The organism is Vibrio sp. dhg (assembly GCF_003443775.1).
GTDB classification, from domain to species: Bacteria; Pseudomonadota; Gammaproteobacteria; order Enterobacterales; family Vibrionaceae; genus Vibrio; species Vibrio natriegens.
In genome coordinates this window covers 1,740,813-1,761,190 of sequence record NZ_CP028943.1, presented here as the reverse complement: position 1 = coordinate 1,761,190, position 20,378 = coordinate 1,740,813, and the positions used below count along the sequence as shown (strand labels likewise).

At 45.2% G+C, this 20,378-nt stretch carries 19 protein-coding genes; 6 read left to right on the top strand and 13 right to left on the bottom strand.

What is annotated here, in order from left to right; translation table 11 throughout:
- Position 1: 1 nt before the first annotated feature.
- The 8 genes from DBX26_RS08100 to proV form a co-directional block, all read right to left on the bottom strand.
- Positions 2-637: a tetratricopeptide repeat protein gene (locus DBX26_RS08100; protein WP_065296901.1), complete on the bottom strand. Its 636-nt coding sequence runs from the start codon at positions 635-637 to the stop codon at positions 2-4.
- Between the two features lie 14 nt (positions 638-651).
- Entirely contained in the window at positions 652-1,446 is a 795-nt protein-coding gene (locus tag DBX26_RS08095; protein WP_118118652.1) for an SDR family oxidoreductase, read from the bottom strand.
- Between the two features lie 8 nt (positions 1,447-1,454).
- Complete coding sequence (locus DBX26_RS08090) at positions 1,455-2,138, bottom strand: TenA family transcriptional regulator (RefSeq protein WP_065299724.1); 684 nt, start codon at positions 2,136-2,138, stop codon at positions 1,455-1,457.
- A 10-nt stretch (positions 2,139-2,148) separates the two neighbouring features.
- Positions 2,149-3,684, bottom strand: coding sequence for an AMP-binding protein (locus tag DBX26_RS08085; protein ID WP_118118650.1), 1,536 nt, complete (start codon positions 3,682-3,684; stop codon positions 2,149-2,151).
- Positions 3,685-3,691: 7 nt separating this feature from the next.
- Positions 3,692-4,303: a thermostable hemolysin gene (locus DBX26_RS08080; protein WP_014231968.1), complete on the bottom strand. Its 612-nt coding sequence runs from the start codon at positions 4,301-4,303 to the stop codon at positions 3,692-3,694.
- A 242-nt stretch (positions 4,304-4,545) separates the two neighbouring features.
- Positions 4,546-5,553, bottom strand: coding sequence for a glycine betaine/L-proline ABC transporter substrate-binding protein ProX (gene proX, locus DBX26_RS08075; RefSeq protein ID WP_014231967.1), 1,008 nt, complete (start codon positions 5,551-5,553; stop codon positions 4,546-4,548).
- On the bottom strand, positions 5,546-6,625 hold the full coding sequence (gene proW / locus DBX26_RS08070; protein ID WP_118118648.1) for a glycine betaine/L-proline ABC transporter permease ProW: 1,080 nt from the start codon (positions 6,623-6,625) through the stop codon (positions 5,546-5,548). Before proW ends, proX begins: the two co-directional genes overlap by 8 nt.
- Before the next feature lie 4 nt (positions 6,626-6,629).
- A complete protein-coding gene (gene proV / locus DBX26_RS08065; protein WP_014231965.1) occupies positions 6,630-7,817 on the bottom strand; it encodes a glycine betaine/L-proline ABC transporter ATP-binding protein ProV in 1,188 nt (395 codons plus the stop codon).
- A 716-nt stretch (positions 7,818-8,533) separates the two neighbouring features.
- Here proV and ectA point away from each other — a divergent pair.
- The 4 genes from ectA to DBX26_RS08045 all read left to right on the top strand — a co-directional run bounded on the left by ectA (position 8,534) and on the right by DBX26_RS08045 (position 12,285).
- Positions 8,534-9,067 carry a diaminobutyrate acetyltransferase gene (gene ectA / locus DBX26_RS08060; protein WP_162889684.1) on the top strand — a complete coding sequence of 178 codons (534 nt, stop codon included), beginning with the start codon at positions 8,534-8,536 and terminating at the stop codon, positions 9,065-9,067.
- A gap of 35 nt (positions 9,068-9,102) precedes the next feature.
- Positions 9,103-10,368 carry a diaminobutyrate--2-oxoglutarate transaminase gene (gene ectB / locus DBX26_RS08055; protein ID WP_065296895.1) on the top strand — a complete coding sequence of 422 codons (1,266 nt, stop codon included), beginning with the start codon at positions 9,103-9,105 and terminating at the stop codon, positions 10,366-10,368.
- Positions 10,369-10,383: 15 nt separating this feature from the next.
- The gene (locus tag DBX26_RS08050; protein ID WP_014231962.1) at positions 10,384-10,770 is read left to right on the top strand and encodes an ectoine synthase; all 387 of its coding nucleotides are present in this window, start codon (positions 10,384-10,386) and stop codon (positions 10,768-10,770) included.
- A gap of 90 nt (positions 10,771-10,860) precedes the next feature.
- Positions 10,861-12,285, top strand: a complete 1,425-nt coding sequence (locus DBX26_RS08045; RefSeq protein WP_014231961.1) for an aspartate kinase — start codon at positions 10,861-10,863, stop codon at positions 12,283-12,285.
- 151 nt (positions 12,286-12,436) lie between these two features.
- On the opposite strand, the gene DBX26_RS08040 is transcribed toward DBX26_RS08045, so the two are convergent.
- The 5 genes from DBX26_RS08040 to DBX26_RS08020 form a co-directional block, all read right to left on the bottom strand.
- Complete coding sequence (locus DBX26_RS08040; RefSeq protein WP_118118644.1) at positions 12,437-13,588, bottom strand: ABC transporter permease; 1,152 nt, start codon at positions 13,586-13,588, stop codon at positions 12,437-12,439.
- Positions 13,585-14,751: an ABC transporter permease gene (locus tag DBX26_RS08035; protein WP_118118642.1), complete on the bottom strand. Its 1,167-nt coding sequence runs from the start codon at positions 14,749-14,751 to the stop codon at positions 13,585-13,587. The genes DBX26_RS08040 and DBX26_RS08035 overlap by 4 nt, the downstream gene beginning before the upstream one ends.
- Positions 14,752-14,772: 21 nt before the next feature.
- On the bottom strand, positions 14,773-15,753 hold the full coding sequence (locus DBX26_RS08030) for an HlyD family secretion protein (RefSeq protein WP_118118641.1): 981 nt from the start codon (positions 15,751-15,753) through the stop codon (positions 14,773-14,775).
- A 3-nt stretch (positions 15,754-15,756) separates the two neighbouring features.
- Positions 15,757-17,172, bottom strand: coding sequence for a TolC family protein (locus tag DBX26_RS08025; protein ID WP_118118639.1), 1,416 nt, complete (start codon positions 17,170-17,172; stop codon positions 15,757-15,759).
- 132 nt (positions 17,173-17,304) lie between these two features.
- Positions 17,305-17,532 (bottom strand): hypothetical protein, encoded by a 228-nt coding sequence (locus DBX26_RS08020; protein ID WP_118118637.1) that lies wholly within the window; start codon positions 17,530-17,532, stop codon positions 17,305-17,307.
- A gap of 480 nt (positions 17,533-18,012) precedes the next feature.
- Here DBX26_RS08020 and DBX26_RS08015 point away from each other — a divergent pair, with 480 nt between their 5' ends.
- Positions 18,013-19,632: a sensor histidine kinase gene (locus tag DBX26_RS08015; protein ID WP_065296889.1), complete on the top strand. Its 1,620-nt coding sequence runs from the start codon at positions 18,013-18,015 to the stop codon at positions 19,630-19,632.
- Complete coding sequence (locus DBX26_RS08010) at positions 19,629-20,315, top strand: response regulator (RefSeq protein WP_014231954.1); 687 nt, start codon at positions 19,629-19,631, stop codon at positions 20,313-20,315. The genes DBX26_RS08015 and DBX26_RS08010 overlap by 4 nt, the downstream gene beginning before the upstream one ends.
- Positions 20,316-20,378 lie beyond the last annotated feature (63 nt).

Genomic DNA, 20,378 nt, shown 5'->3' with positions numbered 1-20,378 from the left:
ATTATTTTAGTCTCCCTAGCGTTGCTTCGATTTCTTGTCTTCTGCCTTTATCAGCTAAAGGACGGTCAGGGCGAGGAGAGGCTTGCATTGCTTGAGTCAGATATACTTTCGCTTCTTGATCTCTTCCTTCCTCAGCAAGGAAATCACCATAAAAATAGTTAGGATCGATGCCGTTTGGGTTGATCTCTAAAGCTTTTTTCAACATTTGTTCAGCTTTATCGTCATCACCAAACCCAATTGGCCACCCCGGAACTTTATAATACAGCGAACCCAGGCTGGTGTAAGCTGATCCATCAAGAGTTTGAGGTGAAGTTTTAATGACTTGTTCAAGCAAAGACTTTGCTTCTTTCGCTAGAGACAGTGCACCCAATCCACCTTTAGCTCCCGCAAGAGACGCTTTATTGATAGCCAGCCAAACCGTCAGCTCTGGGTTGCCCGGTTCTCTGTCTAAGTAAATGCTGGTTTTTGCAATTGCGCGATTAAAGCAATTTTCCTTTTCATCACCGCTAGGTGTGCTGTACTGACATTCTGCCCATTTCTTTTGCACGTCTTGGAGTGGGGTGTTTCCTGCCAACGCCGCAGTTGAAGCTAACGCTGAACATACAGTTAAAGTGCATAGTAGTTTTTTAGTATTCATCGTTTCTGTCCTTCTTAATGGCTGGCGCGGTTTACATATTGATGGATGGTGTCTTGCTGTTTTCTAATCGCGGATGACACGATGTTTGGCAGCAGTTGATTAATGCGTGCAAAAAGCTTTTCTGGCCAGCCGATCCATTTGGCTGAAATCTCTTTTTCCAGCATGGTGACGACATGCTCGGCGACCACCTGTGGTGAATCGGTTTTGTTTCCTAATTTCTGGTTCAGTTCATTAACGGTGTCGCTGTTTAATGATGTCTCGGTGGCTCTAGGCGCTAGGTACAAAGCCCGTATCCCAGTCGCAAACAATTCACGATCCAGCGCCTCAGTGAAACGGTGCAGGCCCGCTTTTGCCGCGCAATAGGAGGTATAACCCGGATAACCAATGGAGCCGAATGTGGAACCAATGTTTAGGATAACGCCTGGTTGCTTCAGCCAGGATAGTGCAGACTGACAAAGCAGCATGGGTGCGACCAAGTTGAGTTGAATATCCGCTTCAATCTGTGTCGGACGTTTTTGACTCAATAAAGAGAAGTCGTTACATCCGGCGTTATTGATTAACGCGTCCACTTTTTGTTTTTGTCGGGCTAGTTCACGTACGGCATTCAGTCCATCGGTAGTGGTAATGTCAGCGACTAACACGTCGTGGGATTCTGGATTGACTAGCGAAGCTTTAAGCGCGATCAGCTTTTCTTCATTTCTTCCAACTAAAATCAATGTCGCACCGCGATTGGCTAACTCGGTGGCAATAGACTGACCAATCCCGCCTGTTGCGCCAGTGAGTAGAATTTTGCTGTCTTTGATGTTCATTATTTACCTCACGCGGCTTGCTGATTCGAGTAAGATGGCAATGCTCGAAGCATCTGGCCATAAAGAGAAAACACCATGTTTGCTGAGTCGATGATGACTTGCTGATCTTCCTCTTTGGTGATTTTGTTCATCAGTGACTCGAAAAACTGCAGGTGATCCTGATCCAACACGCTATGAGAAACGAGATAGGTCATGGCAGAAGGAGGAAGGCCCAGCACAGACTGGATTTTTTCTGCCATTTGCCCGCCGATGCCAACACTTGTACCCTCAAGAACCCAAACCATGCCAAAGAGGGCTAACGGGTTATTTCGATCGATGTTGTGGTAAAGGTAAGACACCATCAACTCGATTGCTTGTCCGACTCGGCCTTCGTCCTGATTGTTACGCACAGCGTCAGCGTTACCGCCACAGGCCTGGATATCATTGAGAATCCATTCCTGGTGGCCTTTCTCTTCCTCAATATATTCAGCAATGGCTTCACGAACCCATTCATATTCAGAAGAAAGTCGGCCTCCACAAGCCATCAGCAGTGGCACGGTGTGTTTAACGTGATGATAAGCCTGGGTAAGAAAGGCGATATACATCTGCTTAGAAATTTGACCTTGTTGCACGTCACCAATTACTGGTGCGCTAAGCATAACTTGTTGAGCTGCTGAAGTTTGTTGTTTTAGTTGTTCGAAAAAAAGGGTCATAACCTTCTCCTTAAGATGCGATGGGCTGCGGTAAAGGCAGGTCAAGTTTTTGAACCTTTTGACCTTGCAGCATGAATTCTGGATTTGTATTCGTGATTAGTTGATTAACACTGTGTTCGATTTCACTGCGTTTAAGTTTGCCGTTTTCGGTGTACCAACTTGCGATGGCTCGAGGATTTTTGATGACCAGCAAAGTCTGGATTCGCGCGTAATCAGGCAGTGTGCTATTTAATGCGGAAATTTTTTCTACCAGGTTCTCGCTGGTGGCGACAATGGCGCACAACGCAAGCCGTCCGTCACCAGTGACAATGAGCGGAACATTAGGCAGAAATGCCAATGCTTCAGACTCAATCCACTCAGGTGACACATTTCGTCCATAAGCGGTGACAATAAGGTTTTTCTTGCGACCCGATAAGGTGACAAACCCTTGTTCATCGAGCTGCGCTAAGTCGCCCGTTGCTAGCCATTCTTGACTAAAAGGTTCATTCAAATAGCCCAGTGCGATGTTGCCTTTAACATGCAGTTCGCCATCGTCTGCGATACGGATTTGTGTGTGCGGCAGTGGTTTTCCACACGTCCCCGCTTTGAAAGACAAAGGCGTGTTTAAACAAACGACCGAGCCACATTCCGATAAGCCGTAGCCTTCAAATGCGGGAATGTTCAGCGCGTGAGCTGCGTTAATCAGAGATGACGACACTCTTGCGCCTCCAACGGCGACAAATTTCAGCGAAGCAGCAAGAGCTGGCTGCTGTCTGACAATATGGATAAGCGCGAGCAACAGCGCAGGAGTGAGTACTAAGCTGTCTGGCTTAATTTCCGCTAACACTTTGGCAAATAACCCCGCGTCGAACTGACTGGAGCCCAACAAACCGGTTTTTTCGCCGGGCAGAATATAGGAAGTCGCGCCCAATAAAAGTGGTACATAAATCCCGGTGATGTTTTCCAGCAATGTCGATAAAGGAAGTAAAACCAAATGTGATTTGGCTAAACCGTCAACACTTTTTGCTAGCGATTGTGCCACTTCACAGAGATGTTCATTACTTAAACAGACACCTTTTGGCTGACCTGTTGAGCCCGAGGTGAAGGTGATTTTCCCCGTTCCTGCTAGATAAGAAGTGGAACCTTGAACGGCTATGCGAGAGACATTCAAGCCAGCGACTTTGGTGCTTGTATTTTGGTTCGCTTGAGGCTCTATAGATGCTGGCAGTGAGACATCTTGCCAGTCGCCAATCAGTGCGTCGACGCGAGACTCTTTTAACGTGTGCGCCACTTGTGCATTCGAAAAGAAAGTAGGAATAGGGACAACGACGATATTCGCTGCCATTGCCGCCAAATCGATAATTGCCCAGTTCACGCTGTTTTCTGCGCGTAGCGCTAGTGCTTCTATATTCAGAGCCTTCAACACTTCGGCGGTCTGTTCTATTTTCTCCAGTAGTTCAGCATACGTAAATTGAACGCTTTGTCCCTGTTCATCGGTACCAACAAGTGCAATATGATTGGGCTTTGTAGTAGCCCACTGGTTAAGAGTATCGAAAAGAATATTCATATTTTACCTACGCTTGTTTGCTTTTGCGTTCGTGAACTAAACGAAGACGCTCTAACCCTTTGACCAGGTTTCCAGCGAGCACACGCGGTTGATGATCGTAGTAAGACCCCCAAGTCGATAGCGAATCCGGAACCTTGTTTGGATCGGCTTGAGCGAGGGTTTGTGGTTCTAATCCAAGACGAGCCATCATGGCGTGAAGAGGATCTGTTGCCGTGAAAATGCACCACTCAAAGCCAAGATCGACCAGCATTTGAGCAATCAGGTAAAAGTGCAGGGCAGACATGCCTTTCGCAAATGAGGCAAGGTGTCCAAACTCAACCAGATTGGAGCGTTTTACGTCACACTGAAAAACGGTTGAGACAAGGTTTTGCGCTTCGTCCTCTAAATATTGTTCGAGAAACAGAGGCTCTTGCTCCGCAATACGAAACCCACAAACTGAAATAATTTTGTCGTTATCGATGAGCGTTAAATACGCAGGCATGAAAACTTTAAGTTCGGCAAAAAATGCTTCTTGATAACGCAGAGAAACATGCTCGATCACATCATGCCAAAGAGGATGAGTAGGGATTACGATGTCTAAAGTAAAACCCTGAATAGAAGTCTGTTCATGTTTTTTCATTAGCGCTTCCATTTGTTGTTTAGTCACCAACAAAATAAAACGCGAAACTTAAGAAACTCTTAAGGAATGAAATTTAACTGAATTTTATCTTAGAAATGCAGTTTCAGTAGCTTAGCAGAAGTCGGGAGTGGCATGTTTAGGCTTGAAAGGTCAAAAAATAAGAGCCAGTTGGATCAACCAATGGCTCTTATTATCGTGATTTGTGCTCTTACATAGCACTCTAAAAGTCGTTATCTGATGGTTTACATCGCCGCTTTCTTAGCTTCGGCTACCCAGCCATCGAACATTTTTTGGTGCGCTTTAATCCAGCCGTTAACATGAGACTCGATATCCGCGGTACTGTTTTTACCTTGGCTCATCATCATGTTTTGTGCACTTACGTCATTAATGTTGAGCTTCATGATTTCAAACAGCTTAGCTGCCGCTGGGTTTTTCTCAGTAAACTCTTTATTCGCAACGATGCGCATAGAGTTCATTTCGAAACCGTAGTTCTTACCGTTTGGCAGGGTCGTGTCGATATCGTTACGCTCACCAGGTAGTGAAGAGAATGGTACTTCTAACCAAACGACGTCTTTACCCGGAACCAAAACACCACTTACCCAGTATGGCGTCCACGTGTAGTAAAGGATTGGGTCGCCTTTCTTGTAACGAGAAATGGTGTCTGCGATGATCGCGGCATAGTTACCTTGGTTGTGCGTGACGGTGTCACGAAGTTTGAAAGCATCCATCTGGTGTTCAACCACCATTTCACAACCCCAACCTGGGTTACAGCCAGTTAAATCGGCTTTACCGTCACCGTTGGCATCAAAAAGTTTCGCCAGTTTTGGATCTTTCAATTGGCCAATATTGGTAATGCCATATTTCTCTGCGGTTTTCTTGTCGATCAAGTAGCCTTGGGCCGCGCCGCTAACGTACTGGCCTTTGCGATAGAACTTATCGTCACCACCAGACATGGTGTATTTGTCGGCGTGAAGAGGAAACCAGCCAACGGCTAGAAACGTCGCGTCGCCTTTAGCAATGGAAGTGTAGCCAACATTGTAGTCTACTTCTTTGGTTGGCTGAACGTCGTAGCCAAGTTCTTCCAACGCACGATTTACGATTAATGTTTGAAACGTCTCTTCTGCTACGGTTGACTGTACTGGTTGAACAGTCACACCTTCACCTGGTAGATCGGCTGCAATACCACTTGTCGAAAAAGCAATGGTACTTAGTGCCCCAATAGAAAGGGTTGTCTTCCATGAACTATTCATTCGTTTTTCTCCTAAGTTTTTCGTCGTCTTGGTTCGTTTTCAGTTTTAACAGGTATGAAACAGGACCCGTGTGATACCAGCGCAGTTTGGTATTACCTGCGTTTACGCCTAATACCTGAGTGATTCGGTCCAAAAGAATCGCAAGGATTACGATCCCGATACCACCAACGGCTGCGAGGCCCATATCAAGTCGCCCGATACCACGTAGTACCATTTGGCCCAAGCCTCCGACAGCGATCATGGAGGCGATAACCACCATAGAGAGCGAAAGCATCAGAGTTTGGTTTACACCCGCCATGATGGTTGGGAGTGCCAAAGGTAATTGGATGCGATAAAGCATTTGTTTTTTGCTTGCGCCGAACGAATGACCAGCTTCGATCAGTTCTTCTGGTACTTGTTGAATACCCAGAATGGTCAAACGAACAACGGGCGGAAGTGCGAAAATAATCGTAACCACAACACCAGGAACATTACCGATACCAAACAGCATAACGATAGGTACCAGATAAACGAACGCAGGTGTCGTTTGCATGGCATCTAAGATCGGCCTGACAAATTTTGCCGCGGTGTCACTTCTTGCAAGCCATATCCCTAAAGGTAGCCCGATCAACAGACAGAAAAACACGGCTGTTAAGACCAGTGACAGTGTGGTCATCGCTTGAGACCATGCGCCAATCAATCCAATGAATATGAGGGATAGAGCGGTCGAGACGCCCAGTTTGAAGTTTGAGAATTGCCACGCGAGTAGAAACAGAACCAGTACCATAATTGGTGCTGGCGTTGACACAAGTGTCGTTTCAAATGAGGTCAGAATAAAGTCGATTGGAACTCGAATCGCCTGAAAAACCGGACGACCGTGATCCACTAACCAGTTTAACCCGGTCTCTACCCAGTCATCGAGGGGAAGTACTGGTTCTTCAAATGGGTGCATGATATCGAAGGGCGCATGTTCAACTGTTTCTGAGCTGAGCCAGTCATTGCTGGTGGCTGCGTCCGAAGTTTGACCCCAGGGATCATCTTGCGCAGGAGCAGGCTGAGCCCACGGATCGTTATTTGTTTCTTCTGATGACATTGCCTTACTCCTTGTCTAGTGTTTGAAGAAGACGTGATTTCGTTACAACGCCAAAGTAAGTCCCTTGTTCATCGACAACGGGTACTGCATAAGGAACGTCAGCAACCACGCCCAAAATATCGTTAATCGACTGGTGTGGTTGGAGCGTGACATCGTTCTCTAACTGTGCGCTGGCTAAGGAGCGATTTTCTTTGTGCGCTGAGCGTAATGACTCGAGCGAAACAATGCCGGAGTAGCGGCTGGATTTGTCGATGACAATACCGTATTCACGATCATGGTCCATGAGTATCTGCATTGCAGATCCCGGACCGTCGTTATCCGATTTTTTAAACACGGCTGCTGGCTTTTTACGAGCGATATCTTTAACCGTCAAAACACTGGCTATGTTTACGCCGCGGAAGAAGGCTTCTACATAGTCGTTAGCCGGGTTGTGAAGGATTTCATCCGGTGTACCAACTTGAACAACTGCACCATTTTGCATTATCGCAATTCGGTCACCGATTCGCATCGCTTCGTCAAGATCGTGAGAAATGAACACGATTGTTCGCTTATCATCATTCTGTAAACGGATAAGCTCGTCTTGCATTTCAGTTCGAATAAGCGGGTCGAGGGCTGAGAATGCTTCGTCCATCAGAAGAATGTCAGGGTCACAGGCAAGTGCTCTTGCTAAGCCTACACGTTGCTTCATACCGCCTGACAGTTCATCCGGAAATGACTCAGCGTAAGTATCTAACCCTACGCGCTCTAGAGCAGACAGAGCGCTGGCTCGTCTTTTCTCTACATTAACTCCGGACAGCTCAAGACCAAAGGCGGCGTTTTCAATCACCGTCATATGTGGCATCAGTGCGAAGCTTTGGAAAACCATTGAGATGTTATTACGACGGACTTCTCTTAGTTCGTCTTCAGAGATGTGGGCAATGTCTTTACCTTTAAGGAAAACACTCCCTTTGGTTGGTTCAATCAATCTGTTTAGGAGGCGGACAAGAGTGGATTTACCTGAGCCTGATAGGCCCATAATGACGAAGATTTCCCCTTCATTGATAGATAGAGAAACATCGTTTACACCGACAGTTAACCCAGTTTGCTCAAAGATGTTGTCTTTATCGACACCTTTGTCGATAAGTGAGAAAGCACGCTCTGGGTTCTCACCAAACACTTTATAAAGTCCCTTAACTTCCAGTATGGGGTCCATGTAATCGTCCTTTTTTGTGTTCAACGTTTTGTACTCTAATTAATTTTTGAAAAAATATCAACGAACTAGGGTTGTGTGTGATCTTGGTTCCAGCTGGTTTTGGGTGCTTTCTTTGATATTTTTAATAACAATTAAATTGTTTAATAACATTTACTTATGTTTAATTTTGTCTAGATTTTTTGGGACTAAGAGACGGCGCTAAATTAATCTTGAACTTTATTAGACATATTTGTGTACAGGGGTTGTGTGTATTTCAATCAATCCGAGACTGATTTGCTTAACCAATAGAGATTAGAGGTCAAATGTTTAGATAACAAATGGCTGGCTTGTTGTTTTGATTTGGGACGGATTGGTTAGGAAAATGGTAGAGAAAATGGTCTGGAAATTAGACTAGCTAATTAGCCAGCAAGGCATTTGAGCGCTTTCATGCATGGAAGTGGCAAAACAGTGCGTCTCTATTCGTTGATGGGCTTTAGGTTATCCCGAAATGTAGAGTGTACGCGATATATTATTTTCTAATTTACGATCCCCCGCGCTATTAACAGCTTCTGAATAAGATTAGAACTCAAATATTTTAATATATGGTTAAATGACTATAAAGTGTGATTTTTGTCACATTTATCAGGTTATAATCCGCGAATATTTGATTTTTGGTGGCGAGGGATGCCCATAATAATAGCGAATATAATTAGACCTCAAAGGATATGAATTTTCACATGATCACATCAGCACCTTGGGTCCTCTATCCAGAAATTAAAGAGGAAACAAGAACCAAATGGATTTTTCGTGAACCTAAGATTTCTGACGGTGACGACATTTACAGCTTAATTGCAGACTGTCCGCCGTTGGATATGAATTCTTCTTATTGCAATTTCCTTCAGTCAACACATTTCAGCAGGACCAGTATTCTGGTTGAGTGCAATAACGATATCGCTGGTTTCATATCGGGTTATCAGAAACCAGACGAACAAGAAGTGTTATTTGTCTGGCAGGTTGCAGTGTCACCTCGTTACAGAGGACATGGTTTAGCGTTTCGCATGTTAAAAGAGCTTCTGACCAGAGAAGGTCTAAGTAACGTGAAGATGGTAGAAACGACTATCACGGAAGACAACAAAGCTTCTTGGGCTTTATTCAAAAAGTTAGATGCGATGAACGGCAATTCAGGCCAAGTAAGCACATTTTTGGATGAAAAAGCTCACTTTAAAGGCAAACACGATACAGAGTACTTGTATCGAATTCCCCTAAAATAATCCCCTAACAATAGGAATTAAAAAACGGTCTCATCATGGATATTTTCAAAAAGCAGGAATCCAACGTACGCTCATATTCAAACAACTTTCCAGTCGTATTTCGTAAAGCGAAAGGCTGCTGGCTGGAAACAGAACAGGGCGAACGCTATTTAGACTTCCTTGCTGGAGCGGGATCTCTAAATTACGGCCATAACAACCCTGTACTTAAGCAAGCGTTACTTGAGTACATTGAAATGGACGGTATTACACATGGTCTAGACATGCACTCAGAAGCGAAAGCAACGTTTCTTGAAGCGCTAGACAACTATATTCTTAAGCCAAGAAAACTGGACTACAAAGTTCAGTTCACTGGGCCTACTGGTACTAACGCCGTTGAGGCAGCACTTAAGCTGGCTAAAAAAGTAACGGGCCGCAGCAGCATCGTCGCTTTCACCAATGGTTTCCACGGCTGTACAGCAGGCGCATTGGCGGCAACTGGTAACCAGCATCATAGACAGGGTAATGGTTCTAGCCTTCACAACGTGTCTCGTATTCCTTTCGAAGGTTACGCAGGCGTGGATGGTTTGGCTCTGTTTGAAACCATGCTTAATGATAACTCTGCTGGTATGGACAAGCCTGCCGCTGTACTTCTTGAAACAGTACAGGGTGAGGGTGGCTTGAATGTCGCTTCAAACGAGTGGTTACAACGTCTAAGCAAAATTTGTAAAGCAAACGACATTCTTATGATTGTCGATGATATTCAGGCTGGTTGTGGACGTACGGGTACGTTCTTTAGTTTTGAGCCATCAGGCATTCAGCCAGACATCGTAACCTTGTCGAAATCTATTGGTGGTTACGGTTTACCAATGGCGGTTGTGCTTCTGAAACCAGAGCTTGACCAATGGAAACCAGGTGAGCACAACGGTACATTCCGTGGCAACAACCACGCATTTATTACTGCCGCTAAAGCGCTGGAAATCTACTGGGCTAACGAAGACTTTGAAACGCACATCAAGCAGTGTTCAGAGCGTGTAAGCAGCGTTATTGAGCGTTGTGTACGTCGATTCCCACAAATGTTCGTGAAGCAGAAAGGTCGCGGCATGATGGTTGGTATCGAGTGTAACAGTGGTGACCTGGCATCAGAAATTGCTAAATCGTGTTTTGACAGCGGCATGGTCATCGAGACTGCTGGTCCAGACGACGAAGTGGTTAAATTCTTCTGTCCTTTAACTATCAGCGAATCAGAGCTCGATCAAGGACTAAGCATTTTTGAAAATGCCGTAGAAACTATCGCTGCAAAACACTTCAAACAAGCATCTTAATAAGGAAAATTAATAATGATCGTTAGAACACTCGAAGAGTGTCGCAACAGTGAGCGACGTGTAGTTTCAGATACTTGGGAAAGTGTCCGTATGTTGTTGAAAGACGACAAGATGGGCTTCTCTTTCCATATCACAACTATCTACGAAGATACGGAAACGCACATCCACTACAAAAACCACTTAGAGTCTGTTTTCTGTATGAGTGGTGAAGGCGAGATTGAAGTGGTAGGCGGTGAAACCTACCCGATCAAACCAGGTACACTGTACATTCTGGACAAGAACGACGAGCACTACCTAAGAGCATATAAAAACAAAGAAATGGTAATGGCGTGCGTATTCAACCCTCCTATCACAGGTGCGGAAGTACACGATGAGAACGGCGTGTATCCTCTTGTTGACTAAAACTAAATAGTCACTGTGAGGTGGGTTTCCACCTCACATTTCAATTCTCTCTTCTTTATTTTTTAAGTTACCAATCAAAAAAGGCTTAACATGACTTTTACCGTAGAAAAAATCGGCGGTACTTCAATGACAGCATTTGATGCTGTTTTAGACAATATTATTCTTCGTCCCAAGACACCATACAACCGAGTATTTGTTGTATCGGCTTACGGTGGTATGACTGACGCGCTATTAGAATGTAAAAAAACCAGCAAAGCGGGCGTATACCAACTGGTTGCTAAGCGTGATGACTCGTGGGAAGAAGCGTTGGCATACGTAGAGAATCGTATGTTGCTGACAAACGAGAATATTTTCGCCGATCCAATGAATCGAATGCGAGCGGATAAGTTTATTCGTTCACGCATTTCAGAAGCGAAAAACTGTATCGCTAATATTTTAGAAACGTGCCAGTACGGCCAGTTTTCACTGCGTCACTACTTGCCTCAAATCCGTGAGTTTCTTTCTTCAATTGGTGAAGCGCACAGTGCTTATAACACCGCGTTGAAACTGAAAAACATGGGCATTAACGCTAAGTTTGTCGACTTGTCAGGTTGGGATACAACCGAGCCGAAGAGTCTTGATGAATCAATCAGCGAAGCTTTTGCGGATATCGATGTATCAAAAGAACTGCCTATCGTGACGGGTTATGCATATTGTAAAGAAGGTCTTATGCATACGTATGACCGAGGCTACAGTGAGATGACTTTCAGCCGAGTTGCTTCGATCACGAAAGCGAATTTAGCGATAATCCACAAGGAATATCACTTAAGTTCTGCTGACCCACGTGTTGTTGGTCCTGAGAAAGTATTGCCAATTGGCAGCACGAACTACGATGTGGCTGACCAGCTGGCTAACTTGGGAATGGAAGCTATTCACCCTAACGCAGCAGCGGGTTTGCGCGAAAGTGGTATCGAACTGCAGATTAAAAACACATTTGAACCTGAACATGAAGGTACTTTGATTTCTTCTGGTTACCGTCCAGAGGAAGACAAAGTGGAGATCATCGCGGGTAAGCAGAAAGTGTTTGCGTTGCATCTGTTTGACCAAGCGATGGTTGGTAAAGTAGATAACGTGAGTTACGAGCTGATGGAAATCATCTCAGATGCACACGTGACATTAGTTGGTAAAGAAATGAACGCCAACTCGATTACTTACTACCTGGGCGGTAATGCAGACAGCTTAAACAAAGTTCTGTATAAAGCGGAAAAATGTTACCCGAAAGCATCAATTAAAGGCCGTATGGTAGCGTTGATCTCAGCGATTGGTTCTCAGATTGACACCAACAAAACCTTGGCGAAAGGTGTATTGGCACTGATGAATAGTGGTGTGACGCCAGTGGCTCTTCACTCATCATTACGAAATGTTAACGTACAATTTGTTGTGGGTGATAAAGAGTATCAGCGAGCGATTTGTGCACTGCACGATGAATTTTTTGAACCTGTTGAGAATGCTGAGTCGATAGAAGACGTTGCGTAAGTCAATTTCACAACAAGACGTGATACAAAGGGAGCCTTTTTAGGCTCCTTTGTTGTTTGTGGCTTTACTGTGTTTATTTCGGCAATGAAAAGCGGCTTATTTGGACGATAACACACGGGCTTTGTGCTGTATGCGTATGCTTATCCGTTCTTTAGCTTACACTTTCTGTCACGACATGATTTGAGTGGCGTCTGGCTATCCAATACGCGATACCGCCCCAGAACACAGTTAGCAGCCAAAGGGCAGTCCAGTGTTTAGCCACTTGTTGCCATGTTGCGCCCATTTGATTTAAGGCGAGAAAGCCCTTAATCGCCCAAGTACTCGGGCTTAAATCAGCAATCCAAAGCAGGGGAGCCGGAATGGATTCTACTGGCCAAATGAATCCGGCAAGGAAGATAAGTGGCATTGAGCTGACCAAAACGACTAAGGTGACCAGTTCTCTGCGTGGTAAAAGGTAACCGAGCCAAAAACCCAAACCACAACAGCTCAACAGAAACGGAACCAGCAAGGAAAGCAGTTCAGTTGCCTGAGCGATGTGATTAACGCTTAACCTTTCAAAGCTGGCACCAAAATAATACGTACTAAGCAGGAAATAAATCGCGACAAAGATAAGCGTCCTTACCAGCAGTAATGAAGGCGTTGTTACTTGTGACCAGTAACCTCGACCATGTCGCTGTGATCCCGTTTGCAACCCAACCGCCATGATCAACGTTTGTTGTAGAATCAGGACGAACACCGCTGGGACCACATATTCGATATAACCCATGGTGGGGTTAAAGGTCGGTTTCATATTTAGCTTTATCGCCGAGTAGTTGTGGCTGGCCATACTCAAAGGCACACCTTCAATCACCAGCTTACTGACTTTTACCTGAGCACCTAGCGTCCCGCCAGCTTGTGCCAAACCTTCTACGACTGTGCCATACACCAAAAAGTAAGAAGCGTCCGCAGCATAGGCAAGAGTTGGGCTTTTACCTAGCATCAAATCTTTATAGAAGTGCTCAGGAATGACTAAAAAACCGGTGATATCGCGGTTCAAAAAGGCTTGTTTGGCGTCTTCAATGGTATGTAATCTGGATACAATTTTTACCTGAGGTGTCGCATCCACCATACGCTCCAATTTCCGGCTGGTCTGGCTGCCATCTAAATTGACGACGGCTATCGGCTGCTCTCGAGGGGTTTGCTGAGTATAGGGCAGTGGGTATAGGAATGAATAAAATATCACACCACCAAAGACGGTTAGCGTGACGACAGGGTTGGTAAAAATTGAGCGAATTTCCGCTTTAATCAGTTGCCAGAGTGTCATGCGCTCTCCTGATTATGATTAAGGCTTGTGGCATTTCGGTGTTTGTGGATTAACGCAGCAGTGAGTAGCAACGGTACGGTGTAACCGATCAGTGTCCAAAGTGAACTCAGTGATTGAGCTGCTGACGCTCCGTAGCTTGCCTGACCTACTTGAACTTCAATGTAATGGCTGATTGGCAATAGCGAGCGCCAAGCCGTAGCAAGCGTGCTCATGTCTGTGACTGGAAAAGTAATGCCCATAAAGGCAAAACTTGGCGCAGTAAACGCACCAGCGAAACTCATCGCGCGAGCGGGATCCATAGACAGAAAGAAAAACAGGGCACCCATAATAATACAGGCGATAATCGTCACCAGCTGTGCCAGTAATATAACTACTACGCTGCCTTCTATTGGCCAGTTAAGGAGACCATAAAACCAGTAGAGGTAAAGGGCGCCTTGAATCATAAATACAGGAATGTAATGGCTTAGAATTGACGCCAGTCGTAAGCAAGGTTTTTCGCCAAGAAACTCGAACCTATTTTTACCGCCATAAATACGAAAATGAGCAGCAAGAATTAAAATCGTACTTACTACGATGCAAATCTGCCAGATAGCGGGCACGATAGCCGTAACCAGAAACTGTGCGTAGTTGGTATTGCGATTAAAAAGCGCAGTAATTTGTGTCGAAACAGGCACGGCCTGCCCGATAGCAGCAAGCGAAGTGGTATTGCCTTTGGCGAAATTACCCATGGTTTGCACCTGAGCATCAAAATAGCCTTGCGCTTGTGCAACGGCCGAGTTTATTAACTTCGCTACCAGAATATATTGGCTGTTGAAGAAAACAGACAGCTGAGGCTGACGGTGCTGAAGTATGTCCTGATCAAACTTTGCCGGGATAACGGCATAAGCGTAAATGTCACCTTCGATCATGGCATTTTTCGCATCGGTGGTACTGGCGTAATGGTAATCCACGGACAAAGTCGAAGAAGCATCTAAGGACTGGATCAGCTTACGTGAAAGCTGTGAGTGCTGCATGTCCACGATACCGATGGGCAAATCGCGCGCGATACCAGCAGAGAAGACTCCCCAAATCGTCAGAGCAAGTAAAATGGGCACCCAAGTAAGGCAGGATGCCAACCATTTATCGCGTCGTACTATATGGCGTTGTGAAATCTGAATCGTCACAACGTTAACCTAAGGCAGTGTTCAGAGTTCAACCACAACACTCATGCCCATACGCAAGTCAGACTCTTGCTGGACTGGCCTCGCTTCGACTTCAAAAGTACGTAAATCAAATCCTTGAGCCGCATCCGTTGCACGCCAAGTCGCGAAGTCGCCCATTACCGCAACATGCGTGACTTTAAATTCTACGTTCTTATCCAAAGCGGGTAAGTAAGCCTGAAAGGTTGCCCCTTCATTGAAATACTTCAGAAGATCTTCACGTACATTCAGCGTTGCCCACGCGTCTTGTGTATCGATAACCGTAACGACAGGAAAACCTTGTGGTGCAAGTTCTCCACTTTGCAGTAGAACCTGAGACACTTCGCCATTGAACCAGCTATGTATTTGGGTGTCTTTAGCGTAAGCTTCTACTTCAGCAACCGCGCCAGACGCCATGCGTGCTTTTTCTGCCGCTGCGACTTTGGTTTCACTGCGAGCGCCTTCTTTCGCCATCTCATACATTTGGAAAGCCGCGCTTTCTGTGTATTTAGCTGCCTGCCATTGAGTTAATGCCTCGTCGCGTTTCTGTTCAGCAACGACACCGTCTCTGTACAGGTTATTAACTCGGTTATAGGTTTTTTCCATGAGATTAGCAGCGGCTTGTGCTTTTAACCATTGATCTTTAGCGGCTTGGATCTGCTGTTCACGAGCCCCTTTTTCTGCCTCTTGTGCCAAGGCATCTGCGGCTTTCTCACCCGCTTTAGCTTGTTCTAATTTTGCTGCGATTTCTGGACTGTGAAGCGTGAAAATTAGCTGGCCTTTTTCAACGTCATCTCCTTTACGGACCATGACTTGATCAATACGACCCGGCACCTTTGAGGAAATGCTGTATTGCTGTGCCTCAATCATGCCTTGCAGACGAACCGGATCTGGCTGATAAGCCTGATAAAACTGAAAGCCAACCCAAGCGGTAACACCTACAGCGCAAAGTGATAATAAAATGGGTTTTAATGATTTTGCTGCCATGGTTTATCGCACCTCTTTAGACGGTAAAGCTGGGGTATAGGCGGTGTTTTTATATTGTTGGAAACTATCGATTTCACTACTTAATGCCAATAACTTGGTTAAAGAGATCAGGTAGCGGAATCTCGCTGCCGAACGTTGCGTTTCTATATTGGCGACATAGAGCTGTGCATCAACAACATCGAGCGAAGAAGACAGGCCTTGGGTAAACGCTTTTTCACGCAGAAGCAGATTTTCGTTTGCAAGTGCGATACTGGATTCTAGCCCTTGCACTTCATCAATGGCTTGTTGAGCTTCCAGATAGGTTTTCTGAACCAATAGTGATAAGTCTTGTTTCGCCTGAGATTTCAATGCGTCGACTTGCGAAACCATACTTTGTGCCGCTTTGGTCTTTTCACTTCGGCCAGTTGATTCTATCAATGGGACACTCACGCCAACGCCGACCAACCAATCGGGTTTCATTTGGCTTGCGAGAGAGTCGTCTTCATATAAGGTGTAGTCACCGTATAAAAAGACTTCGGGATAGTACTTACCTTTTTCCGCTTTGATTAAACTTCGAGCTTGTTTGTCTTTAGCATCGAGAAGATCCAAACCAGGGTAGGTGAGTAATGTCTGATCAATAAAGGCATTGAGGGGCGGAAGGCTCGTGTTGATAAATAACGTTTCTGCTGGCTCAACAGATTGCTCTTGGGCGAGAATTTTTCCCAATGCGGCTTCAGCAATGGTGAGATCACTCAAGGCTTTACGAGTTTCAACCGAGGCTTTATCTAATGACGCTTCAGCTTGCAAGCGTTCCACTCGGGCAATTTGTCCTTGCTCTTCCAGTTTAATCGCGAAGTCACGGTGTTTTCTCAGCCCTTTTTCTACGGCTTGACGAGTCGCCAGCACTTCTTTTGCCAGCACAACTGAAAAATAGTACTTCGACAGATCTTCAAAACGCGCTTGTTGTTCCATCGCGAGTTGGCTTTTTGCTTCATCGGTTTTCCCTTCGGCGGCAGTCTGCGCGGCAGAAATACGACCGCCAGTAAAAATAGGCCAGATCGCGCGAATAGAAGAAGAGAAAATATCACGCTCAGTAATGGTCGACGTGGTGTTCGCTAGCGTACCCAGAATGTTTTGAAAGGCAGGTGGAACCGCGATCTCAGCACCTGTGCTGTCGAAAATCTGCTTGCCAGAAAGGGTGATGTCGGTATCCAAGCGAGTGTAGTTTGCGCCAAGAGAAACTTGCGGCAAATTAAGGTTGCTGGTTGCTTTCTCCTGATATTGATAATTTTCAACATTTGAGCGTTGTGCTTTCAGAGAATAGTTGTTTTCTAATAGCAATTGCCATGCACTATCTAGGGTAATAGGAGTGGAATGACAGGCGAAAGAAATCGAGCTACTAATGAGAGTAAGTACCCAAAACTTTCCAGTTTGTTTCATAGTGGCTGCTTTGTTGTAGAGTATTAGCTCTAATATAGAGGAATAATCGTGCGATGTTAAGTGGTTAAAGCGAGAAAAGCGGGCTACAACGGCGTCCGGTTAATGCTTACCAGACGCCAACTTAGCATAACTTTATTTTTGGTACGGGCAGTGGAACTCAGCTCTCCACTCTAACTGGCGAGAGCCACACATTGTATTCAATAGATCCTTTCCACTCATCTGAGGGAATGACAGCAGCACTTTAAGTTCTGACGTGCTACCTCCATTTTTCTCATAAGCACGGACATGCGTGAAAGTTGAATACATATTTTCTGACAACATGGCCTTATTAAGACAAATTCCAAAATTATCACGTTCCATTTTTAAGTGTTCCTTCTAACTATAAATACACCTCTGTTTATGGTTTTTTAGTACTCAGAGGGTGTCTAACTATTTGTCATATCGCAGTATTTCTTTTTATGAGTTTTTTATTCGAATTTACTGACAATGATGTTGAGCTCTTTATAGACTTCCGGTTTCACTGCTTTATAAGTGAGAGGCTCTGTTCGGCCTCCCTGACTAAAAATTATACGCTTGAAAACCTAAGGGCGCTTTAAAAATCGCCTAAATTGGCGTGATCGAATTCATGTTTTCGAGTAAGTGCTATGTATACTGTTGAATATAAGGTGATTCCCAATTTTTTGGTGAATGATTGTCTTTAACGCTTTCGTGCCGTCTATTATTTGAGCACAAACTTTGCTGTTTGTTTGTGTTGTTCACAGATTTGCTATCTGATAACAGCCTGACTGTTAACTCAATGTTAACTTATGTGGCTTGGAAGGTGTTGATGAGGAGTAAATAATGAGTTGGAGCACCATTAGCTTTCGTAAGCGAATGCTCATTATTATGACACTTTCTGGTCTCATTGAGTTGCTGCTCCTTGTCGCTGCAGGGGTTACGTACCTGAAAGTCAATCAAGAGCAAGAAATGGGTGAGAAAGCGCTCGGTGTCGCTCAGTTTTTAGCAAACTCCGAGATCGTGCGTGAAATCATTGAGAGTGATGATCCACAACGTTATCAAGAACGTTTTCGCGAGCTGACTCAAGCTATCGGTGCGGCATTTATTGTCATTGGCGACCGAAATGGGGTACGCGTGATTCACCCTATCGATGAGCGGATAGGAAAGCCAATGAAAGGCGGTGATAACCAACGAGCGCTCGATGAAGGCAAGTCATATATATCGACAGCGAAGGGCTCATTGGGTTATTCCATTCGAGGCAAAGCCGCGATATTTGACGATAAAGGCCAAGTCATTGGGGTCGTGTCGGTAGGTTATTTGCTCGAGCGGTTACAAGATCGCATCGAGCCTTTTTTAACTTTCTTAATCCTGATGGTAATTATCGTGGTTATCGCAAATGCGGTGGTTTCTAACTATGCCTCAAGAAAGTTTCAACGTGCCATCCTGGGCTTTGAACCTGAAGAAATTGGCCGTTTGTATGGTGAGCTCGAAGTCACGATGGGGACCATTAAAGAAGGGATTTTAAGCATTGATTCTCAAGGTGTCCTTCGTTCAATAAACCGCAGCGCGTGTCAGATATTAGGAATAGACAGAGAAACGGCACTTAACAAACCGTTAACAGACACATTACGTGATAGCGATTTATATACCGTGCTTGAAACGGGTCAAGAAGATCACGACATTGAAATTTACCTCAATCACAAACGCTTAATTGCCAATCGTTCCCCAATATACGTTGATGGAAAAGTCGTGGGTGCGGTATCCAGTTTTCGCTTACGTGACGAGATCAGTGAGCTAACAGAACAGTTATCTCAGACAAAGGAATACGCGGAACTGTTACGTTCGCAGACGCATGAGCACAGAAACAAGCTCAACACCATTAGCGGGCTTGTCCAAATGGGGGAGCTTGATGCGGTGCAAAAACTGATAGGCCAAGAAACCGCACATTATCAAGCGATGATCGAGTTTTTGCGGGACACGATAAAAGATCCTCTGATTGCGGGTATGTTGTTGGGAAAAACAGAACGTGCTCGTGAACTTGGTTTAAATCTGGTTGTGGAAGAAGGGAGCCGCTTAGAGCCGCTACCTGAATGGTTGAACGCAGAGGATTTGGTGACCATTTTGGGTAACTTAATTGACAACGCTTTTGATGCGACGTTATCGACGATTCGTGAAGAGTCGACGGTGGCGATTGAACGACGTGACATCGAGGTATCGCTGAGTGACTACGGTAACGAAGTGATCATGGAAGTCAGCGATCAGGGCTGTGGGCTGCCAGAAAACATTGAACCACAAACACTTTTCAAAAAGGGCATTTCAACAAAAGCACTCCATAATCGCGGTGTGGGATTGCACTTGGTCAATCAACTCGCCACACGCTATCACGGTCATGTTGAGATGCTGCCGAATACGCAATATGGAACGAGAATAACCGTATATTTGCCTAAGGAAGAACAAATATGAAGACGGCAACGCGTGTCATGATCATCGAAGATGATCTCGCTATTGCAGAACTCCACCATAAATACCTCAGCCAATTGTCGGGCTTAGAGGTGGTGGGCATAGCCACAACGCGAATGGAAGCAGAAATGCAATTGGAGATACTCAACCCCGATTTACTGCTGATGGATGTGTATCTACCCGATGGGACAGGGCTGGAGATCCTCAATACGTTACGTGCTAAAAATCAAACTTGCGACGTCATTCTGATTACCGCTGCAAGGGATGTTGATACGCTGCAAACAGCCATGCGTGGTGGAGTTGTCGACTACCTGCTTAAGCCAATTATGTTTCCGAGGTTAGAGGTAGCACTGAAAAAATATCTTGCGCAGCGTGAGCGTTTTGATGTCGCTGGCAGCCTGGATCAGAGTCAGGTTGATAAGATGTTTCAGTCGAACAATATTTCTGAAACAGGCGCAAAACGTCTGCCAAAAGGCATCGATAGTGTGACGCTGGATAAAATCCGAGACTTGTTCCCGGGTGAAGAAATGCTCACTGCGGATGAGGCTGGAGAAAAAATCGGAGCCAGTCGAACGACGGCAAGACGATATCTGGAATACTTAATTAGCTCTGGTGAGTTAGAGGCTGATTTAAATTACGGCACAGTGGGGCGTCCTGAGCGCTGTTATAAGAAAGTGACAAGGTAACCTATTCTGGCCAGTTAGATCTTCCAAAACGGTGGTATTGAAGCCACCGTTTTTTATTTCAAA

Excerpts from the sequence above, each read along its gene's own strand:
- proX (WP_014231967.1), bottom strand. The coding sequence starts at position 5,553 with ATGAATAGTTCATGGAAGACAACCCTTTCTATTGGGGCACTAAGTACC.
- DBX26_RS08015 (WP_065296889.1), top strand. The coding sequence starts at position 18,013 with ATGAGTTGGAGCACCATTAGCTTTCGTAAGCGAATGCTCATTATTATG.
- DBX26_RS08050 (WP_014231962.1), top strand. The coding sequence starts at position 10,384 with ATGATCGTTAGAACACTCGAAGAGTGTCGCAACAGTGAGCGACGTGTA.
- DBX26_RS08085 (WP_118118650.1), bottom strand. The coding sequence starts at position 3,684 with ATGAATATTCTTTTCGATACTCTTAACCAGTGGGCTACTACAAAGCCC.
- DBX26_RS08040 (WP_118118644.1), bottom strand. The coding sequence starts at position 13,588 with ATGACACTCTGGCAACTGATTAAAGCGGAAATTCGCTCAATTTTTACC.
- proV (WP_014231965.1), bottom strand. The coding sequence starts at position 7,817 with ATGGACCCCATACTGGAAGTTAAGGGACTTTATAAAGTGTTTGGTGAG.
- DBX26_RS08095 (WP_118118652.1), bottom strand. The coding sequence starts at position 1,446 with ATGAACATCAAAGACAGCAAAATTCTACTCACTGGCGCAACAGGCGGG.
- DBX26_RS08010 (WP_014231954.1), top strand. The coding sequence starts at position 19,629 with ATGAAGACGGCAACGCGTGTCATGATCATCGAAGATGATCTCGCTATT.
- DBX26_RS08020 (WP_118118637.1), bottom strand. The coding sequence starts at position 17,532 with ATGGAACGTGATAATTTTGGAATTTGTCTTAATAAGGCCATGTTGTCA.
- DBX26_RS08100 (WP_065296901.1), bottom strand. The coding sequence starts at position 637 with ATGAATACTAAAAAACTACTATGCACTTTAACTGTATGTTCAGCGTTA.
- DBX26_RS08090 (WP_065299724.1), bottom strand. The coding sequence starts at position 2,138 with ATGACCCTTTTTTTCGAACAACTAAAACAACAAACTTCAGCAGCTCAA.
- ectA (WP_162889684.1), top strand. The coding sequence starts at position 8,534 with ATGATCACATCAGCACCTTGGGTCCTCTATCCAGAAATTAAAGAGGAA.
- proW (WP_118118648.1), bottom strand. The coding sequence starts at position 6,625 with ATGTCATCAGAAGAAACAAATAACGATCCGTGGGCTCAGCCTGCTCCT.
- DBX26_RS08025 (WP_118118639.1), bottom strand. The coding sequence starts at position 17,172 with ATGAAACAAACTGGAAAGTTTTGGGTACTTACTCTCATTAGTAGCTCG.
- ectB (WP_065296895.1), top strand. The coding sequence starts at position 9,103 with ATGGATATTTTCAAAAAGCAGGAATCCAACGTACGCTCATATTCAAAC.
- DBX26_RS08080 (WP_014231968.1), bottom strand. The coding sequence starts at position 4,303 with ATGAAAAAACATGAACAGACTTCTATTCAGGGTTTTACTTTAGACATC.
- DBX26_RS08030 (WP_118118641.1), bottom strand. The coding sequence starts at position 15,753 with ATGGCAGCAAAATCATTAAAACCCATTTTATTATCACTTTGCGCTGTA.
- DBX26_RS08045 (WP_014231961.1), top strand. The coding sequence starts at position 10,861 with ATGACTTTTACCGTAGAAAAAATCGGCGGTACTTCAATGACAGCATTT.